Origin of the sequence: Rhizobium sp. N122 (genome assembly GCF_002211295.1) — a bacterium.
Taxonomy (GTDB): domain Bacteria; phylum Pseudomonadota; class Alphaproteobacteria; order Rhizobiales; family Rhizobiaceae; genus Rhizobium.
This window is the reverse complement of record NZ_LOKU01000019.1, coordinates 40,193-65,672: the sequence shown is the minus strand read 5'-3', so window position 1 is coordinate 65,672 and position 25,480 is coordinate 40,193. Positions and strand designations below refer to the sequence as shown.

The 25,480-nt window shown below is 61.0% G+C and carries 24 protein-coding genes and 1 pseudogene; 12 read left to right on the top strand and 13 right to left on the bottom strand.

Annotation, left to right across the window (positions count from 1 at the left end):
• Positions 1-23 precede the first annotated feature (23 nt).
• The 4 genes from ATY75_RS15505 to ATY75_RS15490 all read right to left on the bottom strand — a co-directional run bounded on the left by ATY75_RS15505 (position 24) and on the right by ATY75_RS15490 (position 4,666).
• Positions 24-1,025 (bottom strand): ABC transporter permease, encoded by a 1,002-nt coding sequence (locus tag ATY75_RS15505; protein ID WP_088938249.1) that lies wholly within the window; start codon positions 1,023-1,025, stop codon positions 24-26.
• A gap of 2 nt (positions 1,026-1,027) precedes the next feature.
• Positions 1,028-2,047, bottom strand: a complete 1,020-nt coding sequence (locus ATY75_RS15500; protein ID WP_088938248.1) for an ABC transporter permease — start codon at positions 2,045-2,047, stop codon at positions 1,028-1,030.
• Complete coding sequence (locus tag ATY75_RS15495; RefSeq protein ID WP_088938247.1) at positions 2,037-3,587, bottom strand: sugar ABC transporter ATP-binding protein; 1,551 nt, start codon at positions 3,585-3,587, stop codon at positions 2,037-2,039. Before ATY75_RS15495 ends, ATY75_RS15500 begins: the two co-directional genes overlap by 11 nt.
• Before the next feature lie 65 nt (positions 3,588-3,652).
• Positions 3,653-4,666: a sugar ABC transporter substrate-binding protein gene (locus ATY75_RS15490; protein WP_088938246.1), complete on the bottom strand. Its 1,014-nt coding sequence runs from the start codon at positions 4,664-4,666 to the stop codon at positions 3,653-3,655.
• A 364-nt stretch (positions 4,667-5,030) separates the two neighbouring features.
• Between ATY75_RS15490 and ATY75_RS15485 the strand changes: the two genes are divergently transcribed.
• The 5 genes from ATY75_RS15485 (at position 5,031) to ATY75_RS15465 (ending at position 9,916) form a co-directional block, all read left to right on the top strand.
• Positions 5,031-5,462: an antitoxin Xre-like helix-turn-helix domain-containing protein gene (locus ATY75_RS15485; protein ID WP_088938245.1), complete on the top strand. Its 432-nt coding sequence runs from the start codon at positions 5,031-5,033 to the stop codon at positions 5,460-5,462.
• Positions 5,459-5,941: an RES family NAD+ phosphorylase gene (locus ATY75_RS15480; RefSeq protein WP_088938244.1), complete on the top strand. Its 483-nt coding sequence runs from the start codon at positions 5,459-5,461 to the stop codon at positions 5,939-5,941. The genes ATY75_RS15485 and ATY75_RS15480 overlap by 4 nt, the downstream gene beginning before the upstream one ends.
• Positions 5,942-6,114: 173 nt before the next feature.
• Positions 6,115-7,200 carry a polysaccharide pyruvyl transferase family protein gene (locus tag ATY75_RS15475; protein WP_088938243.1) on the top strand — a complete coding sequence of 362 codons (1,086 nt, stop codon included), beginning with the start codon at positions 6,115-6,117 and terminating at the stop codon, positions 7,198-7,200.
• A 20-nt stretch (positions 7,201-7,220) separates the two neighbouring features.
• Positions 7,221-8,747 (top strand): lipopolysaccharide biosynthesis protein, encoded by a 1,527-nt coding sequence (locus ATY75_RS15470; RefSeq protein WP_088938242.1) that lies wholly within the window; start codon positions 7,221-7,223, stop codon positions 8,745-8,747.
• A 77-nt stretch (positions 8,748-8,824) separates the two neighbouring features.
• The gene (locus ATY75_RS15465) at positions 8,825-9,916 is read left to right on the top strand and encodes an acyltransferase (RefSeq protein ID WP_088938270.1); all 1,092 of its coding nucleotides are present in this window, start codon (positions 8,825-8,827) and stop codon (positions 9,914-9,916) included.
• Here the strand turns inward: ATY75_RS15465 and pdxA are convergent.
• The 4 genes from pdxA to ATY75_RS15445 all read right to left on the bottom strand — a co-directional run bounded on the left by pdxA (position 9,891) and on the right by ATY75_RS15445 (position 14,489).
• Positions 9,891-10,898, bottom strand: coding sequence for a 4-hydroxythreonine-4-phosphate dehydrogenase PdxA (gene pdxA, locus ATY75_RS15460; protein ID WP_088938269.1), 1,008 nt, complete (start codon positions 10,896-10,898; stop codon positions 9,891-9,893). The two genes, ATY75_RS15465 and pdxA, sit on opposite strands and share 26 nt — an antisense overlap.
• A gap of 14 nt (positions 10,899-10,912) precedes the next feature.
• Positions 10,913-12,046 carry an iron-containing alcohol dehydrogenase gene (locus tag ATY75_RS15455; protein ID WP_088938268.1) on the bottom strand — a complete coding sequence of 378 codons (1,134 nt, stop codon included), beginning with the start codon at positions 12,044-12,046 and terminating at the stop codon, positions 10,913-10,915.
• A gap of 344 nt (positions 12,047-12,390) precedes the next feature.
• Positions 12,391-13,575 (bottom strand): exo-alpha-sialidase, encoded by a 1,185-nt coding sequence (locus tag ATY75_RS15450; RefSeq protein ID WP_088938241.1) that lies wholly within the window; start codon positions 13,573-13,575, stop codon positions 12,391-12,393.
• 11 nt (positions 13,576-13,586) lie between these two features.
• Complete coding sequence (locus tag ATY75_RS15445; RefSeq protein WP_088938267.1) at positions 13,587-14,489, bottom strand: dihydrodipicolinate synthase family protein; 903 nt, start codon at positions 14,487-14,489, stop codon at positions 13,587-13,589.
• Positions 14,490-14,796: 307 nt separating this feature from the next.
• On the opposite strand from ATY75_RS15445, the gene ATY75_RS15440 reads away from it, so the two are divergent.
• From ATY75_RS15440 to ATY75_RS15410, 7 genes are all read left to right on the top strand, one after another.
• A complete protein-coding gene (locus ATY75_RS15440) occupies positions 14,797-16,434 on the top strand; it encodes an ABC transporter substrate-binding protein (protein WP_088938240.1) in 1,638 nt (545 codons plus the stop codon).
• A 132-nt stretch (positions 16,435-16,566) separates the two neighbouring features.
• Positions 16,567-17,523 (top strand): ABC transporter permease, encoded by a 957-nt coding sequence (locus tag ATY75_RS15435; RefSeq protein ID WP_064841815.1) that lies wholly within the window; start codon positions 16,567-16,569, stop codon positions 17,521-17,523.
• A 2-nt stretch (positions 17,524-17,525) separates the two neighbouring features.
• On the top strand, positions 17,526-18,485 hold the full coding sequence (locus ATY75_RS15430) for an ABC transporter permease (protein ID WP_088938239.1): 960 nt from the start codon (positions 17,526-17,528) through the stop codon (positions 18,483-18,485).
• Entirely contained in the window at positions 18,482-19,489 is a 1,008-nt protein-coding gene (locus ATY75_RS15425; protein WP_064841817.1) for an ABC transporter ATP-binding protein, read from the top strand. The genes ATY75_RS15430 and ATY75_RS15425 overlap by 4 nt, the downstream gene beginning before the upstream one ends.
• A complete protein-coding gene (locus ATY75_RS15420; protein ID WP_088938238.1) occupies positions 19,489-20,481 on the top strand; it encodes an oligopeptide/dipeptide ABC transporter ATP-binding protein in 993 nt (330 codons plus the stop codon). The genes ATY75_RS15425 and ATY75_RS15420 overlap by 1 nt, the downstream gene beginning before the upstream one ends.
• Positions 20,478-21,542, top strand: a complete 1,065-nt coding sequence (locus ATY75_RS15415) for a four-carbon acid sugar kinase family protein (RefSeq protein ID WP_088938237.1) — start codon at positions 20,478-20,480, stop codon at positions 21,540-21,542. Before ATY75_RS15420 ends, ATY75_RS15415 begins: the two co-directional genes overlap by 4 nt.
• Positions 21,543-21,563: 21 nt before the next feature.
• Positions 21,564-22,328, top strand: coding sequence for a FadR/GntR family transcriptional regulator (locus ATY75_RS15410; protein WP_088938236.1), 765 nt, complete (start codon positions 21,564-21,566; stop codon positions 22,326-22,328).
• Between the two features lie 81 nt (positions 22,329-22,409).
• Here ATY75_RS15410 and ATY75_RS15405 read toward each other — a convergent pair whose 3' ends face one another.
• From ATY75_RS15405 to ATY75_RS15390, 5 genes and pseudogenes are all read right to left on the bottom strand, one after another.
• Positions 22,410-22,688 carry a hypothetical protein gene (locus tag ATY75_RS15405; protein ID WP_245317583.1) on the bottom strand — a complete coding sequence of 93 codons (279 nt, stop codon included), beginning with the start codon at positions 22,686-22,688 and terminating at the stop codon, positions 22,410-22,412.
• Positions 22,689-22,722: 34 nt separating this feature from the next.
• Positions 22,723-22,811: pseudogene (locus tag ATY75_RS35065) on the bottom strand (DUF2934 domain-containing protein); the annotation flags it as partial.
• Between the two features lie 73 nt (positions 22,812-22,884).
• Positions 22,885-23,412, bottom strand: coding sequence for a DUF4142 domain-containing protein (locus ATY75_RS15400; protein WP_064841821.1), 528 nt, complete (start codon positions 23,410-23,412; stop codon positions 22,885-22,887).
• A 122-nt stretch (positions 23,413-23,534) separates the two neighbouring features.
• The gene (locus ATY75_RS15395) at positions 23,535-23,993 is read right to left on the bottom strand and encodes a YetF domain-containing protein (RefSeq protein ID WP_088938235.1); all 459 of its coding nucleotides are present in this window, start codon (positions 23,991-23,993) and stop codon (positions 23,535-23,537) included.
• A gap of 10 nt (positions 23,994-24,003) precedes the next feature.
• Complete coding sequence (locus ATY75_RS15390; RefSeq protein ID WP_064841823.1) at positions 24,004-25,233, bottom strand: protein-L-isoaspartate(D-aspartate) O-methyltransferase; 1,230 nt, start codon at positions 25,231-25,233, stop codon at positions 24,004-24,006.
• Positions 25,234-25,480: the final 247 nt, after the last annotated feature.

Here is a 25,480-nt window from a genome sequence, read left to right as displayed (position 1 = left end):
ATACGACCGCGACGGCGCGTCTCTCATGCGCCCCCTGCGGTCTTTCGGTTGATGAAGCTCACGGCGAGTACGGCGAAGATCAGCGTTCCGGTGCCGACCTGCTGCCAATAGAAGTTCAGATCGGTCAGCAGCAGCCCGTTGGCGACGATACCGAGCAGCAGCGCGCCGAGAACGGTGCCGCCGACATTCGGCCGCCCGAGCGGGCTGAGCGTCGTGCCGATGAAGGTCGCACCGATGGCGTTCAGCAGGAAGGCATTGCCCGAGGACGGAATATAGGTGGTGACGGTGGCGGTCAGGATCAGGCCGGCGATTGCCGCGATCAAGCCGACCAGGATGAAGGTCACCGCGACATGGGCCGGCGCTGCGATGCCGGAATAACGCACGACGCCCGGCTGGATGCCGATCGACAGGATGACGCGGCCGAAACGGGTGCGGGCAAAAACGACCGCGGCGGCCGCGATGACGACAATGGCAATGGCAAGCGGCACCGGAAAGCCGGCGATCGCGCCGTGGCCGAGGAAACGAAAGGCTTCGGGCACGCCGTTCGGCGGCAGATAGACCGGATTGCCGCCATTGGTCAGCAACTGCTGGACGCTGCGGCCGATGAACAATGTGCCGAGCGTGGCAAGGAATGGCGACACGCCGATCCCAGAGATCAAAAACGCGTTGAAGGCGCCGACGAATGCGCCGGCCGCCAGTCCCGCGAGTGCTGCGATCGCCACCGGCTGCCCGGTAAGCACGAGCGAGACGAAGGCGAAACTGGCAAAATCCATCGCCGTTCCCACCGAAAGATCGATGCCGCCCGACGCGACGGCAAATGTCATGGCAATGGAGACGATGGCAAGCAGCGTGAAATTATTGACCAGGATGCTCTGCAGGTTCGCAAGCGTCAGAAAGGTCGGCGTTGCCATGGAAAAAGCGGCAAATACCGCAATCAGCGCGAGGATCAGCCCATAGCGCAGCAGGCCGCGGGCAATGAGAACCGGCAAGCCTGAGATGGCGGGTGTGGATGTCTGGAGCGACATGGTCAGGCCTCCTGCCGGCGCAGCAGCGTGGTCGCGGAAACGACGATGAGAATGAGCACTCCCTGGACGCCGCTGACCAGCGTGCTCGATATGTTCAGCAGCTGGAAACCGTTGGTGAGGAAGCCGACCAGCAAAGCCGAGAGCAGCGTGCCGGTGACTGTCGGAACCAGCCGGCGCGAAAAGACCGAGCCGAGCAGAGCCGTGACGACGACAGGCAGCAGCATCTCGCCCGAACCGGTCGTGCTGCCGCTGAGATAGGAAACGGACAGGGTACCGGCGATGCCGCCGGAGAGCCCGCTGGCGACGAAGGCGCCTGATAGTAGTCGGCGAAGCGGCAGGCCGGCGGCGCGCGCCGCCTCCGGAAACTCCCCGACGGCATAGAGACGCAGGCCGAGCGGCGTGTGCTGGACGATTGCGGCTGTGATCGCCGTAAAGCCGAGAAGCAGATAGGCAAGAACCGGTATGCCGAAAGGATCCGAAGCCGAAAGCGCCGATAGGAACGGTGTCGAAGCCGGCAGGACGGTATTCCCGGTCAGCACCAGCTCCAGGCCGGCGACGATATTCATGACGGCAAGGGTGGCGAGCAGCGGCACGATGCCGGCGTAGACCACGGCAATCGCATTGACCGTGCCGATCAGCGCGCCAGTGAGGAGCGATGCCGTGATCGCTGTCGCATCGCCATAGCCGAGTTGCGTCAGGCTGGCATAAACGGCGGCGCTGAGGCCCATATTGGCCGCCAGCGACAGATCGATGCCGCCGGTGACGACATTGGAGCCGCCGGCAATCAGCACGACGGTCAGTCCGATGGCAAGCACACCCGAGATGGCCGATTGCCCAAGCACGTTGCCGATATTGCCGATGCTGAGGAAATAGGGCGCGGTCAGCGAGAAGATCAGCAGGATGGCGGCAAAAGCGATCAGCGATCCGAAGCGCAAAGCCGCAGCCGCAATATTGCCGGCCGGCCGGGCCGGCGGCTCAGCAGCGGCAAAGCCGGAGGGCGCGAATTCCACTTCAGCCGACATGGCGCACACCCTCGGATGATCCGGTCGATTGCGCCAGCACGGCATCCGCGCTGGTCTCCGACGATTTAAATTCGTGCGCCACGCGCCCGCGGAAGAGCACGAGGATGCGATCGGTGATGCCGACGAGTTCGGGCAGATCCGAAGACAGCACGATGACGCCGGCGCCGCGCGCCGCGAGTTCGCCGATCAGCGTGTAGATCTCGACCTTGGAGCCGATATCGACTCCAACAGTCGGCTCATCGAGAAGATAGACCTCGGAGCGGCGGCTCAGCCATTTGGCGATGGCGATCTTCTGCTGGTTGCCGCCCGAAAGCGTGCGCAGCAGGGCATTCCGCCCATTGGTCTTCACCTGCAGTCGCGTGATCAGCGCATCGACCTCGGTCTGTTCGCGTCGGCGATCGAGAAAGCCGAAACGGGTGAAACGGCCAAGGCTTGAAAGACTGATATTTTCCGCGACGCTGAGGTCGAGCGCGACGCCGTGACGGCGGCGATCTTCCGGCACCAGCGCCACCTCGCGGCCGGCCGCCTGCGTCGGGCTGGCAATACGGGCAGGCTTGCCGTTGATTTCGATGTGGCCGGAAGCCGGTGTCTCCAGCCCGAAGAGAGTGCGAACCAGCTCCTTTGCGCCGGAGCCGAGCAGGCCGGTGAGGCCGAGCACTTCGCCGCGGCGAAGTGTGAAGCTGATGTCGCTGTATTTTCCCGGCGCCGACAGCTGCTCGACCTTGAGGATCTCCTCGCCTGATGTGATCTGTGGCTTCGGAAACATTTCCTTGATTTCGCGCTCGACCATCAGCCGGGCAATCGCTGCGGCCGACGTGTCCCCGATCGGCAAGGCGGAGACATCAAGTCCATTGCGCAGCACGGTGACGTGGTCGCAGAGTTTCTCGATTTCGTTCAGATAATGCGAGATATAGATGATGGTGACGCCTTCATCGCGCAGGCGGCGGATCAGCCGGAAGAGGATATCGGCCTCGCGGGCCACCAATGCGGCCGTCGGCTCATCAAAGACGAGCACCTTGGGCTGATTGAGGAGGGCGCGGGTGATCTGGACGATCTGCTTTTCTGCCGTCGACAATTCGCCGATCAGGGCGGCGTTCGGCAGACGGAGACCGAAATAGTCGTTGAGAATATCGGATGCGCGTCGTTGCATCAGACGCCGGTCGAGGAAGGGTGTGCGCGATATGCGCGGTTCCCGGCCGAGGAAGAGGGTTTCGCCGACGGTAAATGTCGGCACCAGCAGCCGGTCCTGGTGAATGAAATGGATGCCGAGCTCTTCGGCAAGATGCGGCGTCAGCCTGTCGAATGTTTGTCCTTCGATTTCGATCCGGCCGTCATCCGGCTGGTGAAGGCCGGCCAGCAGTTTGATCAGCGTCGACTTGCCGGCGCCGTTCTGGCCGACGAGACCGTGGATGGTGCCGCGCCTGACGATCAGCGACGCACCGGCCAGCGCCTGCGCACCGCCGAAATGCTTGACGATGCCTTCGAGGCGGATGATGTCGTCTGGTGCCGTCACCGGCCGGCTCAATGAAATGGCCGTCATATTGATCTCTCCGGGCGAGTCGATGCCGGGCGATCCGGATATGGCCGGATCGCCCGTGAGCCTCGTCAGCCGATGCCGAGCTGCTTGGTGACCTCGCCGACATTGGTCTTGTTGGCGAGCAGTGCCGGAACATAGGTCTCGCGCGGCAGGGTCTGACCGGCGAGCAGCTTGGCGACGTTGCGGATGGCGGTGCGGCCGATTTCGGCCGGCTGCTGGGCGACATCGGCGCCGGCCGGCGAATTCGGATCGGCGACGAGTTGCAGCACCTCGGGGCTGCCGTCGACGCCATAGGTGCGGATCTCCGTCCGTCCCGCAGCCGCCAAAGCCTGGGTCGCGCCAAGCTGGGGAATATCCCAGGCCGACCAGATTGCCTTGATCGAACCCTTTTCTGGATATTTGTTGAGGATTGCGGTGATCTGCGTGAAGGCGTCCTGCACGGTGTTCGGGATCACGTCGCGCAGTTCCGGCTCAAGGATTTTCACCTTGGGGAAGTATTTGACGACATTGACCAACTGGTCGTAGCGGATCGCGCAAGGGGTCACGCCGTAGAAGCCGTTGAAGACGACAATATTGCCTTCGCCGCCGATATCAGAGACGAGCTGCAGCGCCAGGTCCTTGCCGATGCCCCAGTTGTCGGAGGTGGTGTTGTTGATCGAATTGGTCGAGCCGACGTCGACGGTCAGCACCGGGATGCCGGCATCGCGCGCCTTCTTCAGCCAGGGGTCGATGACGCTCAGCGTGCCGAGGATTTGCACGATCGCATCCGGCTTCTGGGCGATCAGCGTCTGGAGCTGCGACACCAGCTTGCCGTCATTGCGCCCGGCATCGACGGCGATCGGCTCGCCGCCGAGGCGCTTCACCTCTTCGATCTGGGCATTATAGGCCTGCAGGTCGAAGAAGTGATCAGTGCCGGTGGCGCTGATGGCGATGCGCTTGCCTTTCAGCGACGGTTCCTCCCCGGCCGCCAAAACCGTCTTCTGCCCGACGAGCGAAGCGCCGGCGACGGCGACCCCGGCCACTGCGGACAGTTTCAACAGGTCTCGTCTTCCCAGACGGCTTCCGGATTTTTCGATGCTCATGACCACTCTCCAATTAAGCTATTTCTATAAATTAAGTGGACTAATTAGAATGAGGAGAAACGAATTTCCAAAAAGACGCTCTCCGAGAAAAAGACTGGGTGGATCGCAAGCTCGTTCATGGCCGGGGTTTGCCGCAAACGATCGATGCCATAGGTGTCGAACCACCAGCCGGGCTCTCGGCATGACGATCACGCAGCCGCTGATATTTGGCGCTGCGCCGCGTTTGGCGTTCCTAGAAGAAAGACGATCGAGCGTGCCGCCGATCTTGTGGACGGCCGCTTTTCACGATCGCCAGCAAATGACGCCCTTGATCGTCGGTCCACTTGAGACTAGATATAACCTCAAGTGAAGGGGAGCCATTGTCATGACGGGATTTGCTGTCGTTGCCGACGTTCTCGGATTGCCTGCCAGGGAACCGGCGTCACGTTCGGCCTTCGGCCTGCTCTCCAGCATCGAGGCGGGATTGCCGGTCAAGGCGCTTGACCGCATGGCGCTGCTTCTGGCCCCTGATGACACCCAGTTCAAATATCGGCTCGTTCCCAAGGCCACCTATGAGCGGCGCAAGTCCAAGCATCGGCTCTCCTCCGATGAGGGCATAAGGCTCGCCCGTCTCGCGCGGGTCTGGGGCCTGGCGCTCGATCTTTGGCAGACCGAGGCCGAGGCGCGCGATTTCCTGTTTCGCCCGCATGCGATGCTGGAGGACAGGCGGCCGATCGACGTCGTCATCCAGAGCGAGATCGGCGGCGAGCTCGTGCTCGATATTCTCGCAGGCCTGAAATACGGCAGCGCTGCGTGAGCGCGCAGCGTCTCGACCGTACGCTGACATCCATCCGTATCGGAGATCCCAACGGAACCTACCCGATCTTCGACGCCACCGGCTCGACCATCGCGCCGGGAAGGTGGAACACGTCGGGCAGCCCGATCATCTATACGAGCGAGCACTATTCGACGGCGCTGCTCGAAAAACTCGTCCATGGCAGCGGCAGGCTGCCGCCCAACCAGCATTACGTTACGATATCAATGCCGCGCGGGCTCAGCTACGAGGTCTTCTCAGAGCCGGCGCTGCCGGGCTGGGACAGCATGCCGGCCGGCGTCAGCAAGGCTTTCGGTGAAAAATGGTGCCAGGAAAGGCGCAGCGCCATCCTGCTGGTGCCAAGCGTCGTTGCCCGGATCGACCGCAACGTGCTGATCAACCCGGCCCACCCGGAATTCCGATCGATCGCGGTCAGCCTCCACCAACCCGTCTATTGGGACCGCCGGTTGTTCGGCATGTGATAGGCCCACGTTTCGCGCATCTCGCCCAGAGCGCGCAAGGCCCGAACCTCGTTCCCGTTTACCTTAAAAAGTAAGGCAAATTTGGTGCGTAGCTATGACGCACGGTAGTCCAATTGACTCCTAAACTTGGGCATGTAATTGCTGATCCAATTTTGAAAATGCAAGTAGAATATATGTATCATCTCGGCGAAGTTGTAATACGGCGACTGCAGGAAAAGTTGATTAAATCGGTAAGGAAATTTGTTAGTAAAGGACAGCCTTACATTATAATGGATTTTCCATCCAATAAGGATCCCGGCCACCACGCAAGTTGGTTGGGATTGGCAAAAGTATTGCAGGAGGTAACAGGGCGCCTGCCGGTACTTACCGGTGGCTCTATCCAAAGTATTAATGATATAAAATCCACACCCGGCGACGCTCCAATATTTATTTGCGGCTGGGCCGACTTTGGAGATGCCCGGATCGGCAGAGATGACATTCGCTATCGGTTGGCCTGCAAATATCCGGATCGAACCATCGTTCAGATGTCTCAATCTATCGATTTCGCCAATGAGGCACTTTTGGAATACGCGAAGCGGACGATTGGCAGACATCGCAATTTTTTCTTCATGACGCGCGATGAGCGGAGTTTCGAGCTGGCAAAAGCGAACTTCGATTGCGACGTCGAGACTGGGCCGGACACGGCATTCTGTATCGACCTGCTGAAACCGTTCGAAGCCGATCCTCTCAGGGCACTATACGTCATGCAGCCTTTTGGAGAGGACGACGTCGATATAGCTGAAGCCCGAGCGATCGTTGACGGACCCCTGACCAATTGGATCAACGGTCCGGATGGTTTGTCGCGCTTGCGCAAGGCGAGTGTCGTCAAGGCCGCAATGCGGCGCGGCTTCAGCCGCTCCGAAATGGCGGCCCAACATCACGAGGATGTCGCCGCTCGGTATGTCGATTATGGCGTGAAGATGCTGTCCGGCGCGGAACGGATTATCACCAACCGCCTGCATGGTCATACTCTTTGTCTTTTGCTCAATAAGCCGCATGTCGCGGTTGCGAGAGACGGAAGCAGGCTGCACGACTTCGTCAGCAGCTGGACTGGCGACTCTCTCCTGGTGGAGAAAGCGACAAATGCCGGTGAGATTTTGGCGGCCATGTCCCGCCTTCCCTATGAGATGAACGGCACTTGGTACAAGTCGAGTAGACCGATAGATCTGCGTCCCGGTCTTCCCGCCCCAGATCTCGTCCCTCATCCCTCTATAGTTTGATTCCCCATAGGAGTTCAGTTTTGTCGGTTGCACGAGACGATGATATTCTATTCAGCCATGTCAGTAAAAACCGATCCGCCGCAGCGGTAACGGGTGCCTTCTGGTCGGCGATGAGTACGCTTATTCCGACAGTTCTCACCTTCGCAGTTTTCGTGGTGACGTCTCGCGTTCTCCAACCTCAGGATTTCGGTCTTGTCGCCCTGGCATTCAGTATCGTGTCGTTTGCAGGCAGTTTTGGACCGACCGCATTTGGTGAAGCAATCATACAGCGAGCCGAAATAAGGCGTAGTCATCTCGATACCATATTCCTGCTTTCCCTTGCTTTTTCATTTTTGATCTACGGAGTTTTGTGTATCGCCGCATCGCCGATCGCGGCATATGTCGGGCATAAGGAAGTCACGTCCCTCATTTACATCATCGGGCTGAAGGTCTTCTTCGATTTCACGGCCATCGTTCCGAATGCGATCGTCAACAGAAAGATGTCATTCCATCTGGTGGCCGTTCGGACCGTCATAGCCACGATCACTTCTGGTTGCATTTGCCTTGTTTTGGTTCTCGCCGGCTTCGGTTTGTGGGCGCTTGCGATTGCACAGATCGCGGCCACAGCGGCATCATGCGGCGCCGCCTTCTGGGGGGCAGGGTGGGCGCCCGGCCTTCACGTGAAGAGAGCAAGCCTGAACGACCTTCTTCACTATGGCTTTTTTGCTTCCGGCACTCGGTTTTTGCAGACCATGAGCTTGGACAATTTGATCATCGGCGTGCTCCTGAGCCCATCGGCACTCGGTATCTATAATTTTTCGAAGCGCTTGTTTGATATGATCAACAACGTCATCGCGGGGGGATTAACATCCGTCACGCACGTGTTGCTTTCCTCTTTGCGAAGCGATCCGAAAAAAGTTCGAGAAGCATTCCTGATGGCAACCTTTGGCTGCTCTCTGGTTTCCTACCCGGTGTTCATCGGTCTTGCCGCAGTTGCCGGCGATGCGATCACCACGATTTTCGGCGCGCATTGGATCGAGGCCGTTTGGCCGGTTCGGTTCTATTGCGTCATCGGATTGATGGCTGGGATCGGCTACGTGCAGGCATCCTTGATCAAGAGCCAGGGGGAGATGGATTGGTGGTTTTACTACCAGCTGGCACGAAATCTCCTCACGCTCGCGACGATCGCAGTTCTTTATCCCTACGGCGTCACAACGATTGTTTTCGCCATTATGATCGAAGTTCTGTTGTTTTGGCCGATCACCAGCTGGAAGGTTTCGCGGCATATTGAACTCAGCGTCGGGGCCTATCTGATGCAATTCCTTCGGCCAAGCCTGGCTTGCGCAGGAATGGTTGCTGTCGTTTTGATCTTGCATGAAGCGCTGATGCATTGGTCGCCTTATCCACGTTTGGCCGTGGAAATCGCTTCAGGTGGGACGGCCTACTGCTGCCTCATATTTGTTCTCTGCAGGGCGCGTTTGAATGTCTTGATCGGCAGCATAAAGCAGGTGCGCCAGCGCAAAACCAATAGGGACGCGATTGTCGACCCTGTCGCCCATCAATCGTGATATGCGGGCTCGAACCGCAGCGACCTGCGCTGCGGTTCGAGCCGTCAGATATGAAGTGTGATAGGATAATCGACAAGATGACCAGTCTCGACCGCGCTTATGCACCACCGGCGATTGACGATGTGGGAGTCTCGATTACCGACCGCAGCCGTTACTATTCTCTCGATGCAATGCGCGGCTTTGCCGCCATCTGCGTTGTGGCTACACATTTCCAAGAGAGATATGCCCCCTCCGCTTATGTGGCCGTCGACTTTTTCTTCGTTCTCAGCGGGTTTATTATCGCGGAGATTTACGGAAAACGGCTTTCGCGCGGTCTGCCATTCCAGTCGTTCATGGCGGCTCGAATCAAACGTCTTTATCCGCTCTATCTGATCGGAATTTTAGTCGGTCTCGCTCAAATCATACTGCTGACAAGCTGGGGGCTGAGAGGACAAAGTGTCATTGACCTCATGGTGTCGACACTTGCCAACGGGGCTTTTCTGCCTAGCCCGATGTATTTCCTTCAAGCAAGCCCGATGCAGGGGATGTTTCCAATCAATGGTCCAGCGTGGTCGATGTTCTGGGAGCTGTTGATCAACATATTCTTCGCAGTATGGCTTTTCCGGCTCTCCATCCGCGCCCTTTGCCTCGTTGCCTTGCTCTCGGCTGCATTTTTGGTTTTTGTCGGTTTGAAGTACGGCATGTTGAACATCGGCTGGGAGTGGCCTTCCGCCATCGGTGGACTTCCGAGGGTGATGTTTTCATTTACCGCAGGGGTGGTGATCAGCCGTCTGTTCGGCGGCATGCCCGCCTGGAGGAAGGGATGGACCGCCTTAGTGCCATGCCTGCTTCTGATGATCTGCATCGCAGCGCCGGTCCCTTCCGTGCTGCGGCCTTATTACGATTTGATGTTCGCGATGGCCCTGGCGCCGCTCATCGTGATGCTTGGCCTGTTTTTGGAGATGCCGGCAAAATTGGAGGCGTTGGCGACATGGATCGGGTATATCTCCTACCCCGTCTACATCCTGCACCGCGGTGTGATCGGCGTTTTCAAGCCGGTTGCCGGCTCGATCGGGGTGAGTGGCCCTCTCGCCTTCTTCGTGCTTCTCGGCGCAGTCGTCTGTTTCGCCTATGTGACCGCTCGTCTCCTAGACAAAACGATGGCTAGACGGACACGCCGGGCTCGATAACATCCCGCCGCGGCGAGCGCGCCATCAGCCGGGCATAGGCGATGGCCGAGAGCATGTTGACGTGGTTGGCCTTGCCCGTGCCGGCAATGTCGAAGGCGGTGCCGTGATCGACCGAGACGCGGTCGATCGGCAGACCGAGCGAGACGTTGACCGCCGTCTCGAAGGCGACGAGCTTGATCGGGATGTGACCCTGGTCGTGATACTGGGCGATGACGAGATCGAAGGCGCCATTATAGGCGCGGGCGAAGACCGTGTCGGCCGAGATCGGCCCGACAACATCGATGCCCTTTGCCTGCGCCTGCTCGACGGCGGGTGCCAGGAATTCCGTGTCCTCGGTGCCGAACAGGCCGTTTTCGCCGCAATGCGGATTGAGGCCGGCAACAGCGATGCGCGCTTTCTTGCCGAGCCGCAGGAAATGCCGGTGGCCGGCTTCGATGGTGGCGAGAACCCGCTCCGTCCTCGCGCGCTCGATCGCCCCTTTCAGCGAGATATGGGTGGAGACATGGATGGTGTTCAGCCGCTCGGAGGCAAGCAGCATGAAGGAGCTCTTCGAGCCGGTGAGATGGGCGAGGAGCCCGGTATGGCCGTCATGGTGATGGCCGGCAAGGTTCATCGCCTCCTTGTTGATCGGCGCGGTGACGATGACATCGGCTTCGCCGGACATGGCGAGATCGACGGCGCGGGTGATATAGCGCACCGACGCGTCGCCCGCGACCGGGCTGACCTTGCCGATCTCGGGCAGGGCCGCGCCGAGCGGAACTTCATCGACGGCGATCCTGTCGTCGCCGGCGGCATCGGCGGGGCCGAACCGCAGGCCGGCGCCGGTGGCGCGGTCGGCGCGCTCCAGCGCTTCGACATTGCCGACGATGACGAAGTCGCGGCGCTCTTCTTTGGGAAGGGCCGCCAGGGCCTTGACGATCACTTCGGGGCCGACGCCAGCGGGATCACCGAGCGTCACGGCGACTTTCGCATTCCTGTCCATCATCAAAATCCCTTCTAGAACGCGGCTGCGTAGATCGAGCGAATGTCGGCGCGCGTCAGGTCGCGCGGATTGTTGTCGAGCAGACGGCGGATGGCAAAGGCGTCGTCAGCCATGGCGTCGAGATCGCTTTCCGGCACGCCGAGGGCGGAGAGTTTCATCTCGATGCCGAGTTCGGCGCAGAAAGCATAGGCCGCATCGAAGACGGATGCTGAGTTTTCCGAGGCCTGACGCCCAAGCGCCTCCATCACCGCTTTCGTCTTCTCAGGCGCAGACGGCGTGTTGAAGGCAAGCACATGCGGGAAGATCAGCGCATTCGCCGCACCATGCGCGACATGCCAGCGCGTGCCGAGGGGGTAGGCAAGCGCATGGCCGCCGGCGGTGTTGACCGGACCGAGGCAGAAGCCGCCGTAAAGCGAGGCGAGCGACAAGCCGGCGCGCGCTTCGGCGTCGTTGCCGTCCTTGACGGCGCGGGCGAGATATTTACCGACCAGCCGCGTTCCCTCGATCGCATAGATGTCGACCATCGGATGGGCCTTGCGGTTGGTGAAGGCCTCGACGCAATGCGCCATCGCGTCGACGCCGGTGGCGGCCGTCGTGCGCGCCGGCACGGTGAAGGTCAGGCCCGGGTCGATGACGGCGATATCGGCCAGCATGTGCAGGCTTTCCACCGCAAGCTTGGCCATCGTCCTGGGGTCGGTGACGAGTGCGCGGATGCCGGCCTCGCTGCCGGTGCCCGAGGTCGTCGGTACCTGGGCGAGTGCGACCTTGCGCGGCCCATGCACCTTGTTCGGGCCGACGACGTCATGCAAGGTCTGTGCGGAGCCGGCAAGAACGGCGGCAAGTTTTGCCAGGTCCATGGCGCTGCCGCCGCCGAAGCCGACGATCAGCTCGGCGTCGGCGCCGTTTGCCGCCGAGAGCACCTTTTCGAGGTTTGCCGTATCCGGCTCGGGCGTCACTTCGGCAAAGACCGTCACCTCGCCCTTCAATTCCAGCAGGTCGATGCGCGAGGCGTTGAAGGCATCGGAGATGACAAGCGTGCGCCGATAGTCTTTCTCGGCAGCCCATTTGCCGAGCTTTGCCGCCGTGCCGATGCCGAATTCGATCAGATGCGGCCGAACGATCGTGATTGGCGAATCCAAGCTGGCCATGAACCAGTCCTCCTGCGAGATCTTGCGGCGATAGTGTCGCTCCATTTATTGTAAAGTTGTAAGATCAATGTCAAGCCGGCATTCCACGGTGCGGAAATTTTTATCGTCCGATATGTGGTCCGTTACGCTTCGAGCTATCTTGCGCCTGCAATAATATACATAAATCAGCATGTTAATTGATTGATGCCGATGGAAATGCTTGCCGGCCATGAAGGACCGGCGATCATTCCCCGGTCTGCGCGTCTTGTCAATTTCCTGCCGCTTGGCTGGTGCTGAGCCTGCGGCCCAGCATCTTTTCGCGCGCGATTGGATGCAGGTTTACAATTTTCCGGCTGCCGCGTCGCTTACGGCAGCGATTGCGGGGCGAGGCGCACATATTTGATGGCGCGCCGGTAATAGGTGTAGGCGATGTGGAGCGTGCCGTCGCCGCCCTGGATGATCGAGGGATAGGAGAATTCACGGTTCAGCGAATCCTTGGAATTGTTGCTAAGGCAGAAGCCGTCGCCGGTATCGAGATCGACGCGATACGCAAAACTCTTGGCCCCATCCCCCGAGATCGCGAGGCTGAGCGGCGCCCGCGGAACACCCCAGATTGCCTTGCGGCCGATATCGGCGACAGTGGCGGTTTCTCCTGCTTCGGCACCCTCGATTTCGTCGTAAAGAGATTGGCGGCGCGCATCCGATGTGCTTGCGTTCGCATGGTTGTAAACCATTGCGATTGCTCCATCATTCAGGACAGTGGCCTGGATCGAGGAGTTGTTGTTCGGCAGTTCGGTCGGCTCGGGTACGCTCCAGGTTTCGCCGCCATCGGACGATCGACTGGAAAGAATGTTTTCGGCGAAGCGATTGCGATAGAAGGCGATCATATCGCCGCCGCCGAGCGGCAGGATATTCATGTGCACGGCGCCGATGCTGTCTGCAATATCGCGCATCTGCCAGCTCGCGCCGCCGTCGCGCGAGATCAGCACCGCTGCCGTATCCGCATCGCCGCTCCAGCGCTGGCCGTTAAGACCGACGCAGCGGAAGACCGGCAGCAGCCAGTCGCCCCCGCCGTTGACGACGATCTGCTGGCGAACGAAAGTGCCGGGGCTGTCGCAGAGGATGCGGACCGGGCCGAAGCTTCGACCGCCATCGTCCGATATGCGGCATTTGACAACGGAGCCGTCCTGATTGCCCGAGGTCTGCGAGGTATAGAGCAGCCAGGTCTTTCCGTCCGGAGCATTGAAAATCAACGGGTTTTGTTCGGATTTTTCCGGATCGTCGCTCATCTTCTCCGGCTCGGACCAGCGTTCGGAGCCCGGCGTCAACCGCGACATGTAAATCGAAATATCACCCATGCCTTCCATCGTGCCGCCGAACCAGACGCAGCTCAGCGTGCCATCAGGCAGAAAGGCGAGATTTGCCGCGTGGTTCTGGATGCAGGGGGAGGGCAGATAGGCATCGGCGCGGCCGGCGACAGAGGGATGGGGGGTAACGATCCCGGTCATCAAAGCGGGCACGGCTTCCGAAGGCAGGCCGGTGAAACTCATGGCGGATCTCCTCAGGGCAGCTTGGCGTAGCTTTCAGCGAGCGCGGCATAATCCGTCTCGCCGAGCGGCGTCAGCGGGGCGCGCGTGCGCTTCCAGGCGGGATTGCCGGTCTTTAACCCCACCATTGCCTTGATGGTCGGGATCTGGACGTAGGAATTGGACAGCGTGCGATAGGCGTTGATGCGCGCCTGCGCCGCCTCGACATCGGCGGCGCGCGCCTCGTCATGGACATGCTCGTAGACGGTGCGCAGCGAATCCGCCACCAGATTGGAGGTGGCCGTAATGCAGCCGGCGCCGCCGGCCTTCATCAGCGGCAGCAGCAGCGGATCGGCGCCCGCCAGCACCGAAAAACCGGGATGGGCGGCGATGATGGCCTGCATGTTATTGAAATCGCCGGCAGATTCCTTGATCCCGACGACAGTTTCCGGGAAAGCCGCGATCAGCCGGCCGATCAGCGGAATGGAGAGCGGCACGCCCGAGACCTGCGGAATATGATAGAGGATGACCCGCAGACGCGTGTCGGCGACCTTTTCCAGCACCTGTGAATAGGCGGCGAAGAGGCCGTCGTCGGAGACGCCCTTGTAATAGAAGGGCGGCAGCATCACCACCTTGGTGACGCCGAGCGACAGTGCGTGCCGGGTCAGTTCGACGGTCTCCGGAATGGCGACGACGCCGGTGCCAGGCAAAAGCCTGTCGGCCGGAATGCCGGCCTTCACAGCCGCTTCCAATATGGCGCGGCGCTCGGCGCCGGAGAAGGAATTGGCTTCGCCAGTCGTGCCGAGCAGGGCCACGCCATGACATCCCTCGGCCAGCAGCTGCCGGCAGTGATCGATGAAAAGGGGAAGGTCCGGCGTATTGTCTGCCGTCAGCGGCGTTGCGGCGGCGCTGAAAACGCCTGTAATCCTGTGGCTCATTTCGCCCTCCTCGGTGCGTCCCGTCTGTTCCGGCTGCACGGGCAATTGTCGTTCGTCTGTCGCGATGGATTGCAAAAAATTTTCCATCGCAACACTTTTGTCAAGAAGACAAAATGCTCTCATCCCGGAAGTAAAAATTATCCATTTGTTATTGCTGTGATATTTTTCGTCCTAAATTTTGCTGCAACATAAAATGCGATTTTTTGTTGACAAATTTACAATAACAAGAGAACGATATGGGACGGATTGTGCTGCGCCTGGCAGGTGCAGGGAGAGCGCTGCCGAATTCACCGTGGGAGGGAATGCCATGTCTTTTGATCAATCTGAGAAAACCAATCTATCGCGTCGCAACGCGCTGAAGCTCGGTCTGGCGGCCGGCGTTGGCCTGACCGTGTTCGGGATGAATGCCCGCATCGTGCTGGCCGATGAAGGCCAGGTCCTGAAGGTCGCCCATCCGGCCTTCGACCAGGACTGGTCGCCGCTGCGCGGCGGCGGCAGGACGTTCCGCTGGAATTCGATCTGGTGGGCGGCGCCGATGTATTTCGACAGCCAGGGTAATATCAAGCCTTACGTCTTCGCCAGCTGGGAATCGGCCGACAACACGGTGTGGACCTTCAAGATCGATCCCAAGGCTGTCTTCTCCGACGGCAGCAAGATCACCGCGGCCGACGTCAAGGGATCGTGGGAAGTCGCTTCGATGCCGAACACCAAGAGCCAGCGCGCCGACCAGGTGCTGAGCAAGGTCAAGGGTTATGCCGAAATCGCTGCCGGCTCCGGCAACGAGCTGACGGGCGTCGCGACCCCCGACGACGGCACGGTGGTGGTGACGCTCGCCGCCGCCGACCCGATCTTCTTCATGCGCCTGGCAAACCACATCGCGCCGATCACCAAGGCGTCGCAGTCGCGCGGCAGCGACGGCGAGGAGATCATCGACTGGTACAAGCCGGAGAACAAGCCGGTCTTTTCCGGCCCGTTCAAGCTGACGAGCATCGATATCGATGCCGGCAAGATCACATTCGAGCCGAACGAAAACTTCTTCGGGCAGAAGCCGAAGCTTGCCCGCATCGACATCACCTCGATCGAGGACAATGTCACCGCGACATCGCTGATCAAATCCGGTGAGTTCAACGCCCATACCGAGCTCGTCACCTCGACGATCATCCAGGATCTCGGCCCGGAATTCTCGGCCGGCCCGCTGATCCCGACCAGCCAGCACTTCTGGTTCAACATCTCCCGCGCGCCGATGGACGATCCGAAGGTCCGCCAGGCGCTGATCATGGCGGTCGATCGCGACGGGTTGTTCAAGGCGTCCTATCCGGATGGGCCGCACAAGAAGGCCGACCAGATCCTTAACTCGGTTCCCGGCGCCGACAATTCCGGCTTCGAGCCCTTTCCCTATGATCCGGCAGCCGCCAAGAAGTTGCTTGCCGAATCGAGCTATGGCGGGCCCGAACGCCTGCCGAAGCTCCTGTTTGTCGGCATCTCGGCGCCGGCCATCCAGGCCGCCGCCCAGTTCATCGCCGAGCAGTGGCGCCAGAATCTCGGCATCACGGCCGTCGACATGAAGCCGCAGCAGGACGCCTATGCCGGTCCGGACCAGAACTCGGTCCAGATTTTCCGCGACGACGTCGGCACCCGCGTTCCCGACGCCGTTTCCTATCTCACGGGCAGCATCGCCTCGACCTCGTCGAACGCGCAGAACAAGCTCGGCGGATACAAGAACGACAAGGTCGACAGCGCCCTTGCCGAAGCGGCGACCAAGGCCGCGGACGATCCGCAGCGCGTCACTCTCGCCCAGGAGGCCCAGAAGGCGTTCCGCGAGGATTGGGCCTTCATTCCATGGTATTCTCAAGCGATGTCGCGCTGGGCCACCAAGGAGGTTAAGGGCATGGAGAAGAACCTCGACTGGCAGATCGCCGAACCCTGGAACATTTCCATCGGCTGATTGGGACTATCGTTTCTGACAATGAGCGCGCGAGGGCCGCAAGGCCTTCGCGCAAGTTCGAGAAGAAGAGATGCGATCTGCCGGGCTTTAGCAAAGGGCGGGAACGCATCGTACAACAGGTGGGAGGTAGCCTTGCTGCGCTACGTGCTAACCCGGTTTGCCATCTGGATTCCGTCCGTACTGGTGGTGATGCTGGCGGTCTACGCGCTGGCCTTTTACGGCGCCGGCGACCCGATCAAGCTGATCTTCCTGCGCGCTCCCGGCGATGTCGCCTATAATCCGCAGCGCATCGAAGCCATCCGTGAAAGTGCAGGCCTCAACAGGCCCTTCATCGAGCAATTCGGGCTTTACATCTGGAACCTGCTGCACGGCCAGTTCGGCAATTCGCTGACCTCGGGCCGCGCCGTCTGGGCAATGGTCTCGGCCGCGGCCCCCGTCTCCTTCCAGCTTGCCCTCTGTGCCGTCATCCTGACGACCGTCGTCGCGATCCCGCTCGGCATGATCGCGGCGCTGAACCAGAATTCGCGCCTCGACTATGCCATTCTGGGTTCGGCGCTCTTTCTCTGGGCGATCCCGGCCTATGTCGCCGGTCCCTTGCTGATGGTCGGCCTCATCGTGCTCTTGCCGGGTGCGAGTGTGCCCTATGGCTGGGGCGGCATCTTCGATGTCCGCATCCTGTTGCCGCTGCTGGTGCTGTCCTTCCAGCCGATCGCGCTGATCGTGCGCCAGACCCGAGCCGCCGTCATCGAGGTGCTGTCGGAGGATTTCGTCCGCACCGCCCGCGCCAAGGGCGTGCCGGAGATCGTCGTGGCGCTGCGCCATATCCTGCGGCCGGTGCTGACCCCCGTCGTGACCCAGCTCGGTCTCATCATGATCACCATCGTCAACGGCGCGATCTTCGTCGAGCTTGTCTTCGGCCTGCCGGGCCTCGGCCGGCTGACGGTGCAGGCGCTGATCAATTCCGATTATCCCGTCATTCTGGCGATCACGCTGATCGGGTCGTTCCTGGTAATGGTCTCGAACCTTTTGGTCGATGTGCTCTATCCGTTGCTCGATCCCCGCGCCAATGATGCAAGAAGGAGCCGCTGACCATGTCCGCAATCCCTCTTTCCACCCCTGAATCCATCGAGGAGCAACCGGTCAGCCTGTGGCGCGACGCCTGGTATCGGCTGAAGCGCAACAAGCTCGCCGTCTTCGGCCTCGTCGTGGTCCTGATTCTCGCCTTCACGGCGATCTTCGGGCCTTACCTCACGCCCTACGACTATCTGAGCCAGGATCTTAACGCCCGCAACGCGCTGCCGTCGATGAGCCATCTCTTCGGAACCGACGACCTCGGCCGCGATGTCTTCAGCCGCGTCGTCTTCGGCACGCGGACCGCCTTTCTCGTTGCCGTCATCGTCACCTTCTTCGCCGTGCTGATCGGGCTCACCCTTGGCGCCGTCGCCGGTTTCTTCGGCAATCCTTTCGACCGCGCCATCATGTGGCTGACCGATGTGACGATGTCGGTTCCCAACCTGCTGCTTGTCGTCGTCATCAACGCCTCGCTGAAATCGCCGATCACCCGCTGGATGGAGGCGCGCTACCTCGAAACCCTCAATCCTTTCTACCGCCAGACGATCTGGGTGGATTTCATCCTCGTCTTCGGGTCGATGGCGCTGATCTCCTGGCCGCCCTATGCGCGCCTCGTGCGCGCCCAGGTCCTGTCGATCCGCAGCCGGCCCTATATCACCGCGGCCCAGGCGCTCGGCCTGTCGAACTGGGTCATCATCAAGCGCTATGTCGTGCCGAATGCGCTCGGGCCGCTGATCGTATCGGTCAGCGCGGGTCTCGGCACGGCGATGGTGCTGGAAAGCGCCTTCAGCTTCCTCGGCGTCGGGGTCAATCCGCCGACGCCGAGCTGGGGCAACATGATCTCGGACGGCCTTCGCGTCTGGCAGCATTATCCGCATCTTCTCGCCGCTCCGGCGGCCGTGCTCGGCCTTGCCTCGGTTGCCTTCAGCTTCCTCGGCGATGGCCTCAACGACGCGCTCAATCCGCGGGGCAGCAAATGATGGACACGCAAAACAGAGAACGTCTGCTCGATGTCAGGAACCTCACCGTCGAGATCGACGGCCGCAACGGTCCGGCCGTCGTCGTCGACGGCATCGACCTCCATGTCGACAAGGGCGAGACGCTCGGTGTCGTCGGCGAATCCGGCTGCGGCAAGAGCCTCACCATGCTAAGCCTGATGCGGCTCTTGCCGAACAAGATCAAGGTCGCCAAGGGAACGGCCACCTTCGCCGGCCGCGACCTGCAGACGATGTCGAATGGCGAGCTGCGCAAGGTGCGCGGCGGCGATATCGGCTTCGTCTTCCAGGATCCGATGACCTCGCTCAATCCCGTCATGCGCGTCGGCGACCAGATCTGCGAGCCGCTGATCTATCATCGAAAAATGAAAAAGGCGGAGGCCCGCGCCCGCGCCGTCGAACTTCTGCGCCTCGTCGGCATTCCCGGTCCCGAAGAGCGGCTGCAGGCCTTCCCGCACGAGCTCTCCGGCGGCATGCGCCAGCGCGTGATGATCGCCATTGGGCTTGCCTGCAATCCCAAGCTCCTGATCGCCGACGAGCCGACCACGGCGCTCGACGTTACCATCCAGGCCCAGATCGTCGATCTGGTGAAGGATCTGCGCGCCAAGCTCGGCATGTCCGTCGTCTGGATCACCCATGATCTGGCGCTGATCGCCGGCCTCGTCGACCGCGTCGCCGTGCTTTATGCCGGCACCGTCGTCGAAGACGCGCCGGTCGACGAACTCTATGCCCGCCCGAGCCATCCCTATACGCGCGGCCTGCTTTCCTCGATCCCGAAACTGTCCGATCCGCCGGCAAGCCGGCTCTCTTCGATCGGCGGCACGCCGCCGGAGCCCGGCCGCCGCCCCAAGGGCTGCCCCTTTGCGCCGCGCTGCCCGCTCGTCGAGGCGATCTGTCACGAACGGGTGCCGCGGCTCGAACCCTTGAGCGGCAGCAGCAATCACCGCGCCGCCTGTTTCGTCGTCCAGAGAATGCAGGAGGCCGCGTGATGGCTACGCAACCGCTGCTCAAGGTCGAAAACCTGGTCAAGCATTTCCACGTCAAGCTCGGGGCTTTCGGCGAACGCTCGGCGACCGTCTATGCCCTCGACAATGTCGATCTCGACATCATGGAAGGCGAGACGCTGAGCCTCGTCGGTGAATCCGGCTGCGGCAAATCGACGACCGGCTTCACCATCCTCAATCTCTACAAGGCGACCAGCGGCAGGGTCGTCTACAAGGGACAGGACCTCGCCACACTCGACGAGAAGCAGATGCGGCCCTTCCGCCGCGACCTGCAGATCGTCTTCCAGGATCCCTATTCGACGCTCAATCCGCGTATGACGGTAGGCGAGGCGATCGGCGAGCCGATCCTCTTTCACAAGCTTTGCACCAAGGCCGAGCTGAAGGACAAGGTCGCGGCGCTGCTGACCGATGTCGGCCTGCCCACCCGTTTTGCCCAGCGCTACCCGCACGAACTCTCAGGCGGCCAGCGCCAGCGCGTCGTCATCGCGCGCGCCCTTGCCTGCCAGCCGAAATTCATCGTCTGCGACGAGGCGATCTCGGCGCTCGACGTGTCGATCCAGGCGCAGATCATCAACCTGCTGCTCGATCTGCAGGAGAAATACGGGCTGACTTACCTCTTCATCGCCCATGACCTCGCGGTGGTGCGCCATATCAGCACCCGCGTCGGTGTGATGTATCTCGGGCGCCTCGCCGAGCTTGCGACCCGCGAGGAGCTCTTCGACAATCCGCTGCATCCCTATACGAGAGCGTTATTGTCGGCCGTTCCGGAGACCGATCCGGAGCATGAACGCACCCGCCAGCGCCAGATCCTGCAGGGTGATGTGCCGAGCCCGCTGAACCCGCCCTCCGGCTGCCGTTTCCACACGCGCTGCCCGATCGCCATGGATGTCTGCAGCAAGGTCACCCCGGTCTGGAAGGAAGCCAAGCCCGGCCATCTCGTCGCCTGCCACGCGGTCAATACGGAAGAGATCGCATGACGCTGAAGGCCGCGATCATCGCCGACGATCTGACGGGCGCGCTCGATACCGGCACGCCCTTTGTCGAGGCCGGCCTTTCGGTCGCGGTCGCCGTCGACGTCGATGCGGCGCAGGATGCAGTTGCCACCGGCTGCGATGTCGTGGTCGTCAATACAGCGTCGCGGGCGCTTGGCGAGCGCGAAGCCGCCGAAAGGGTGCGATCGGCGACGAAGGTGTGGCGTGATGTGAAGCCTGCCGTCGTCATGAAGAAGATCGACTCCCGGCTGAAGGGCAATGTCACGGCGGAAAGCCTGGCGCTGGCGGATGCGCTCGGCCTGAAGAATATCCTGGTGGCGCCCGCCATTCCCGATCAGGAGCGCTTGACCTACCGCGGTTGCGTCGTCGGCCGCGGTGTCGACAGGCCGCTGCCGGTTGCCGATCTGTTTGCGGGCCGCGCGGATAATGTTGTCGTTGCAGATGCCGAAGACGATACCGATCTCGATCAGATCGTCGAGGGGCATGTCTGGCTGACGACGCTTGGCGTCGGTGCGCGCGGCCTCGGCGCGGCATTCGCCCGTCGGCTCGGCGAAACCGGGCGGCGGCCGGCGACGGAATTTACGGCAACCCCGCGCACGCTGTTTGCCTTCGGCTCACGCGATCCGATCACCTTAGCCCAGATGAACCGGCTCGAAGCCTCCGGCGCCTTGCGAATGGTGGTGGACGCGCCGATGGGGCAGATCGAATGCGGGGAAGGCCTGGCGCTGCCGGTGCTGCTGCGCTGCAGCGGCGAGATGGCGGCCGATGCTGCGCTCGTCGCCGGTGATTTTGCGGCCGGCGTCAAAAGGGTGATCGACGATACGAGACCCGATATGCTGATGGTCGGCGGCGGCGATACGGCGCTTGCGGTTTTCCAGGCGCTTGGGGTCAGGGTGCTCATGCCGAAGGGCGAGATCGAGGCGGGCGTTCCCTGGTTCGATGTCACGGCCGCCGACGGGCGGTCTTTTCGGTGTGCCGTCAAGTCGGGGGGCTTCGGTAGGCCGGATAGTTTGTTAAAGCTGGTTCTTCGGAATCAGGCGGCATAAGATACCGCCGGGGAGAATGACGTGGTTGAAGTGAACGGCGAATCTTTGAACGCGGAAGCCGGCCCGCCGGGCAAGCCGGAGCGCGGCAAGGCCGTCAAACTGGTCGATCGTGTCTTCGACCAGTTGCTCGAGCGTATCCGCGGCGGAAACTATCCGCCGGATTCACGCCTGCCCGGCGAACATGAACTTGCCTCGATGCTGGGTGTTTCCCGCCCGATCGTCCGCGATGCACTGGCCCGCCTGCGCGACCAGGGCATGGTCTATGCCAGGCAGGGCGCCGGCACCTTTGTCAGCGCCCACGGATCGCCGACGACGCAGCTCGCCTATTCGCCTGTCAAGACCATTGCCGATATCCAGCGCTGCTACGAATTCCGCCTGACCATCGAGCCGGCCGCTGCCTATTTCGCCGCCAAGCGCCGCAACGAGCAGGCGATCCAGAAGATCGCCAGCGCCCTTGCCGATCTGCGCGAGGCGACCAGCCATCAGCTTCATCGCACAGACGCCGATTTCATCTTCCACCGCGCGGTGACGGAAGCAGCCAACAATCACTATTATACGGCCTCGATCGATGCGCTGAAGGCGCATATCGCCGTCGGCATGCATCTCCACGGCCTTTCTCTGCTCGGCCCGCGTCAGGGGCTGGAGCAGGTCTATGAAGAGCATAACGCCATCTACAAGGCGATCGCCGATGGGCGGGCCGACGACGCGCAAAGGCTGATGAAGACACATCTCGAAGGCTCGCGCGACCGGTTGTTCGAGGGCAGGGCGCTCGACCTGTCCTTCTGAAGTGCATGCCGGAGCGTGGCGGAGGCCATCATCAGGAGCGATGGTTTGCGTTGGACGCCAAGCGGCGAGTCGCGATCCGCCTTAGGCCGATTGATATGTGAGGCGTCCCCAAGCCGGGTCCCATTCCACCCCTTCTGCCAATTCGACGAAGACGGGGTTATGGCTGTTGCCATTGTGGGATGCTGCCATCTTGAAGGCCGCCTCAGGCTCCATCTCTTCACCGGGAAATATCGCGTCGTCTTGATTGCTATCAGCAACCTTGCGAACATAACCTCGGATCTCGTTGCCCGAATGGTAGAATTTGACAATCAGCGAGCCGGCCGGGGCGACACCTGAGTAATAGCGCACATATGTCGGCATAGCTGCAGCCGGATCAGCCGCGATGGCACTGGCCCTATACCAATGAGCGAGATCTTGGCCCGCCGGACGTCCTTCGCGTTCCCAAATCCGGTAGGCGCGGATTTTTCTCTCGTCGTCATTCATCATCGCCTCCGACAGAAATTTGATCGCCTGGAGGAACCTCGGCATCGCCACGATACCGAAGCTCTATCACTGCTTACTTGTTAAGTTCCTTGGCCATCTGAAGATGATGTTCGAGAGCAGGGCGTGTGCTTGCCGCCCATGCCTTCAGCTCGGGATTGTCCCCTTCATCGCCATAGCGCTTGAAAAGATCGACGGCATCTTCATGAGCTTCTTCCTGGTCCGAATGATATTGCTTGTTGAAATCATCTCCCTGCAGGCCGTTGAGCTTGTCCAGCATGCTTTGCTGAGCCGACGTCATGGCGTCGGGAAGGGTGGCCTTGACCTTGCCGCCGGAGATCAGTGCCTTCAGTTCACCGCTGGTCTTCTGATGGTCGGCAACCATCTGCTGGGCAAAGGCTTTCGTCGCATCGTCGCCACGCTCGGCAGCCAGTTTGCTGGAAGCGATTTCGAACATGTCGCTGGCTGCTGCTTCTTTGACGAAATCCTCGGTTTTCGGCGGAACGCCCATCAACGAATTGACGCCGGTCTTTTCGGCGGCCGACTGCGCGAAGGCAGGAACGGCGAGCGAGAGGGCAAGTGAGGCAATGATAAAGCGTTTCATCGGGATCTCCTGGGTTGGTCACCGCTAAACTATTGGAGAGGCCGAGAGTTCCCGTGTCCTCGCGCCGGGCGAGGCTTGCACGATGTGATCCGGAAGATCGGGTTGGCCAACGCAAGGACGGTTCAATCGTCAGCAGGATTTCGCTTCTTGATGATGCTGATGTTGCCACTCACCTCAAGGATCGCAAACTTGATTTCCGCTACGCTCTCGATGCCTTCCTGGTTTCGCGCCGCTTCCATGACATCTTCTTTCTGCAGCCGGGAGCCCTTAAGCGCGCGTTCGTCGTAAACGCCGTCCGCCACGAGTACGGTCGGCACGCCATCGACGATATGCGCTGCGGGGGGCCACCACCTCTTCACATAGGACAGACCGATGTCTGTGGTGAATAGCGTGAGGATCAAGATGACGGCGTTCGTGATGGAGAAATCGTCCCCCAACATCGCCTGCTGCGTGGTTTCTGAAATCACCAGCACGATCACAAGATCGAATGGCGTCATTTGCGCCAACGTCCGTCTGCCCGAGAGGCGAATGATCACCAGCAGTGTGAAATAGATCGCTAATCCGCGCAGTACCGCGTCCACGTTGTCGCCCTCAGGGAAAGATGAAGGTCGATTGCGTCCGGATCTCTTCGCCGATGCCGATGGTGGCGCGGCGGGAGCCGACGAGCTGTGTCTGCAGACGGAACACGACCTGCGTCCGCCCGGCCGGATCGCCGGGGAACATATAGCCTATCCTGCCTTCGCGCGCGAAGGTCGCCCTTTGCGGTGGGTCGACGCCCTCGACTGAAAAGGTTTGAAGAAACTCGGCATCCATCGTGAAGATCCTGTCTTCGGATGACGGCGCGAAGTTGACGACCATATCCTCTGGCGCATTCCACCGGGAGATGACGGGAAAGTCGACAGAGCCATCGGCTAAAAAGAGCATCTGCCGTGAAAACAGGCCACCTCTGCCGAGCAAACCCAACAGGCAGGCCAGCAGAACCAGCACAAAGACGATCCAGGAAATGCGTTGAACTGCCCAGAACCTCCGCTGGAATTTGCCATGATCGAGCACACCTTCCGGCAGGTCTGGCGACTTTTGTCTTTCTCCCATTCGCTCTCCCTGCTGATTTTGCAGAAAACTTTGCTCCGATGCATAAGTTCCCTGCAACGGGACGGTCGCAGTGTACATCGGGTGTGCAGCGCTCCAGGCTTCTTGGCCGATCAAAGGAACGAAGATCACCCCGCCGAGATCTTCTTCCTCGAAAGCGGCGGCCCCGGTGCGCGTGACGCGTTTTAGCCGCTGGGTATTGCCGTGGCCAATCGGGATGATGAGCCGCCCGCCGAGGGCCAACTGCTCCTTTAAGGCGGACGGCACCTCGGGTGCGTTCGCAGAAACGATAATGGCGTCGAACGGCGCAGCTTCGGCCCAGCCCAGGCTGCCGTCTCCGATCCGGACATCAATGTTGCTATAACCCAGCGGCGCGAACCGTTCACGAGCCTGAAGCGCCAGCCGTTCATGGCGTTCGATGGAGTAGACGCACGTCGCTATCCGGCTGATGACGGCCGAAGCATAGCCGGAGCCCGTCCCCACCTCGAGCACGATATCGCCGCAGTTCAACCCGGCCTTTTCGATCATCAAAGCGACGATGAACGGCTGCGAAATCGTCTGGCCTTCGCCGATCGGCAGCGGTGCATCCTCATAGGCGGATTCTTCAAAACCAGGATCTACGAATTTCTCGCGCGGCACAGTGCGCATGGCGCTGATGACCTGTCGATCGTGTATGCCCCGGCGCGTGAGTTGATGGTCCACCATGTGATCTCGAATGCGGGTCATGTCCATGGATCATCTCCACCGTCTTCGACGGCCCGGAAAACTGCATGGCTGCAATCGCTAGCCCTGTCGGGTGGCAGGGATCCGAAAGTGCGCCAGCGCCGCGCCGATACTGGTAAAGATGGGCTGGGCCGTGCGCGGGTCAAATGTTGCGCGAACGCACGCGGCTTTCAGAGATCGTGAACACATGCGCGCTTGCTGCAGCTGCGTAATCCAAAGCGAGGTTTGCATCCGGATTTTCGGGGAACTCGAACGA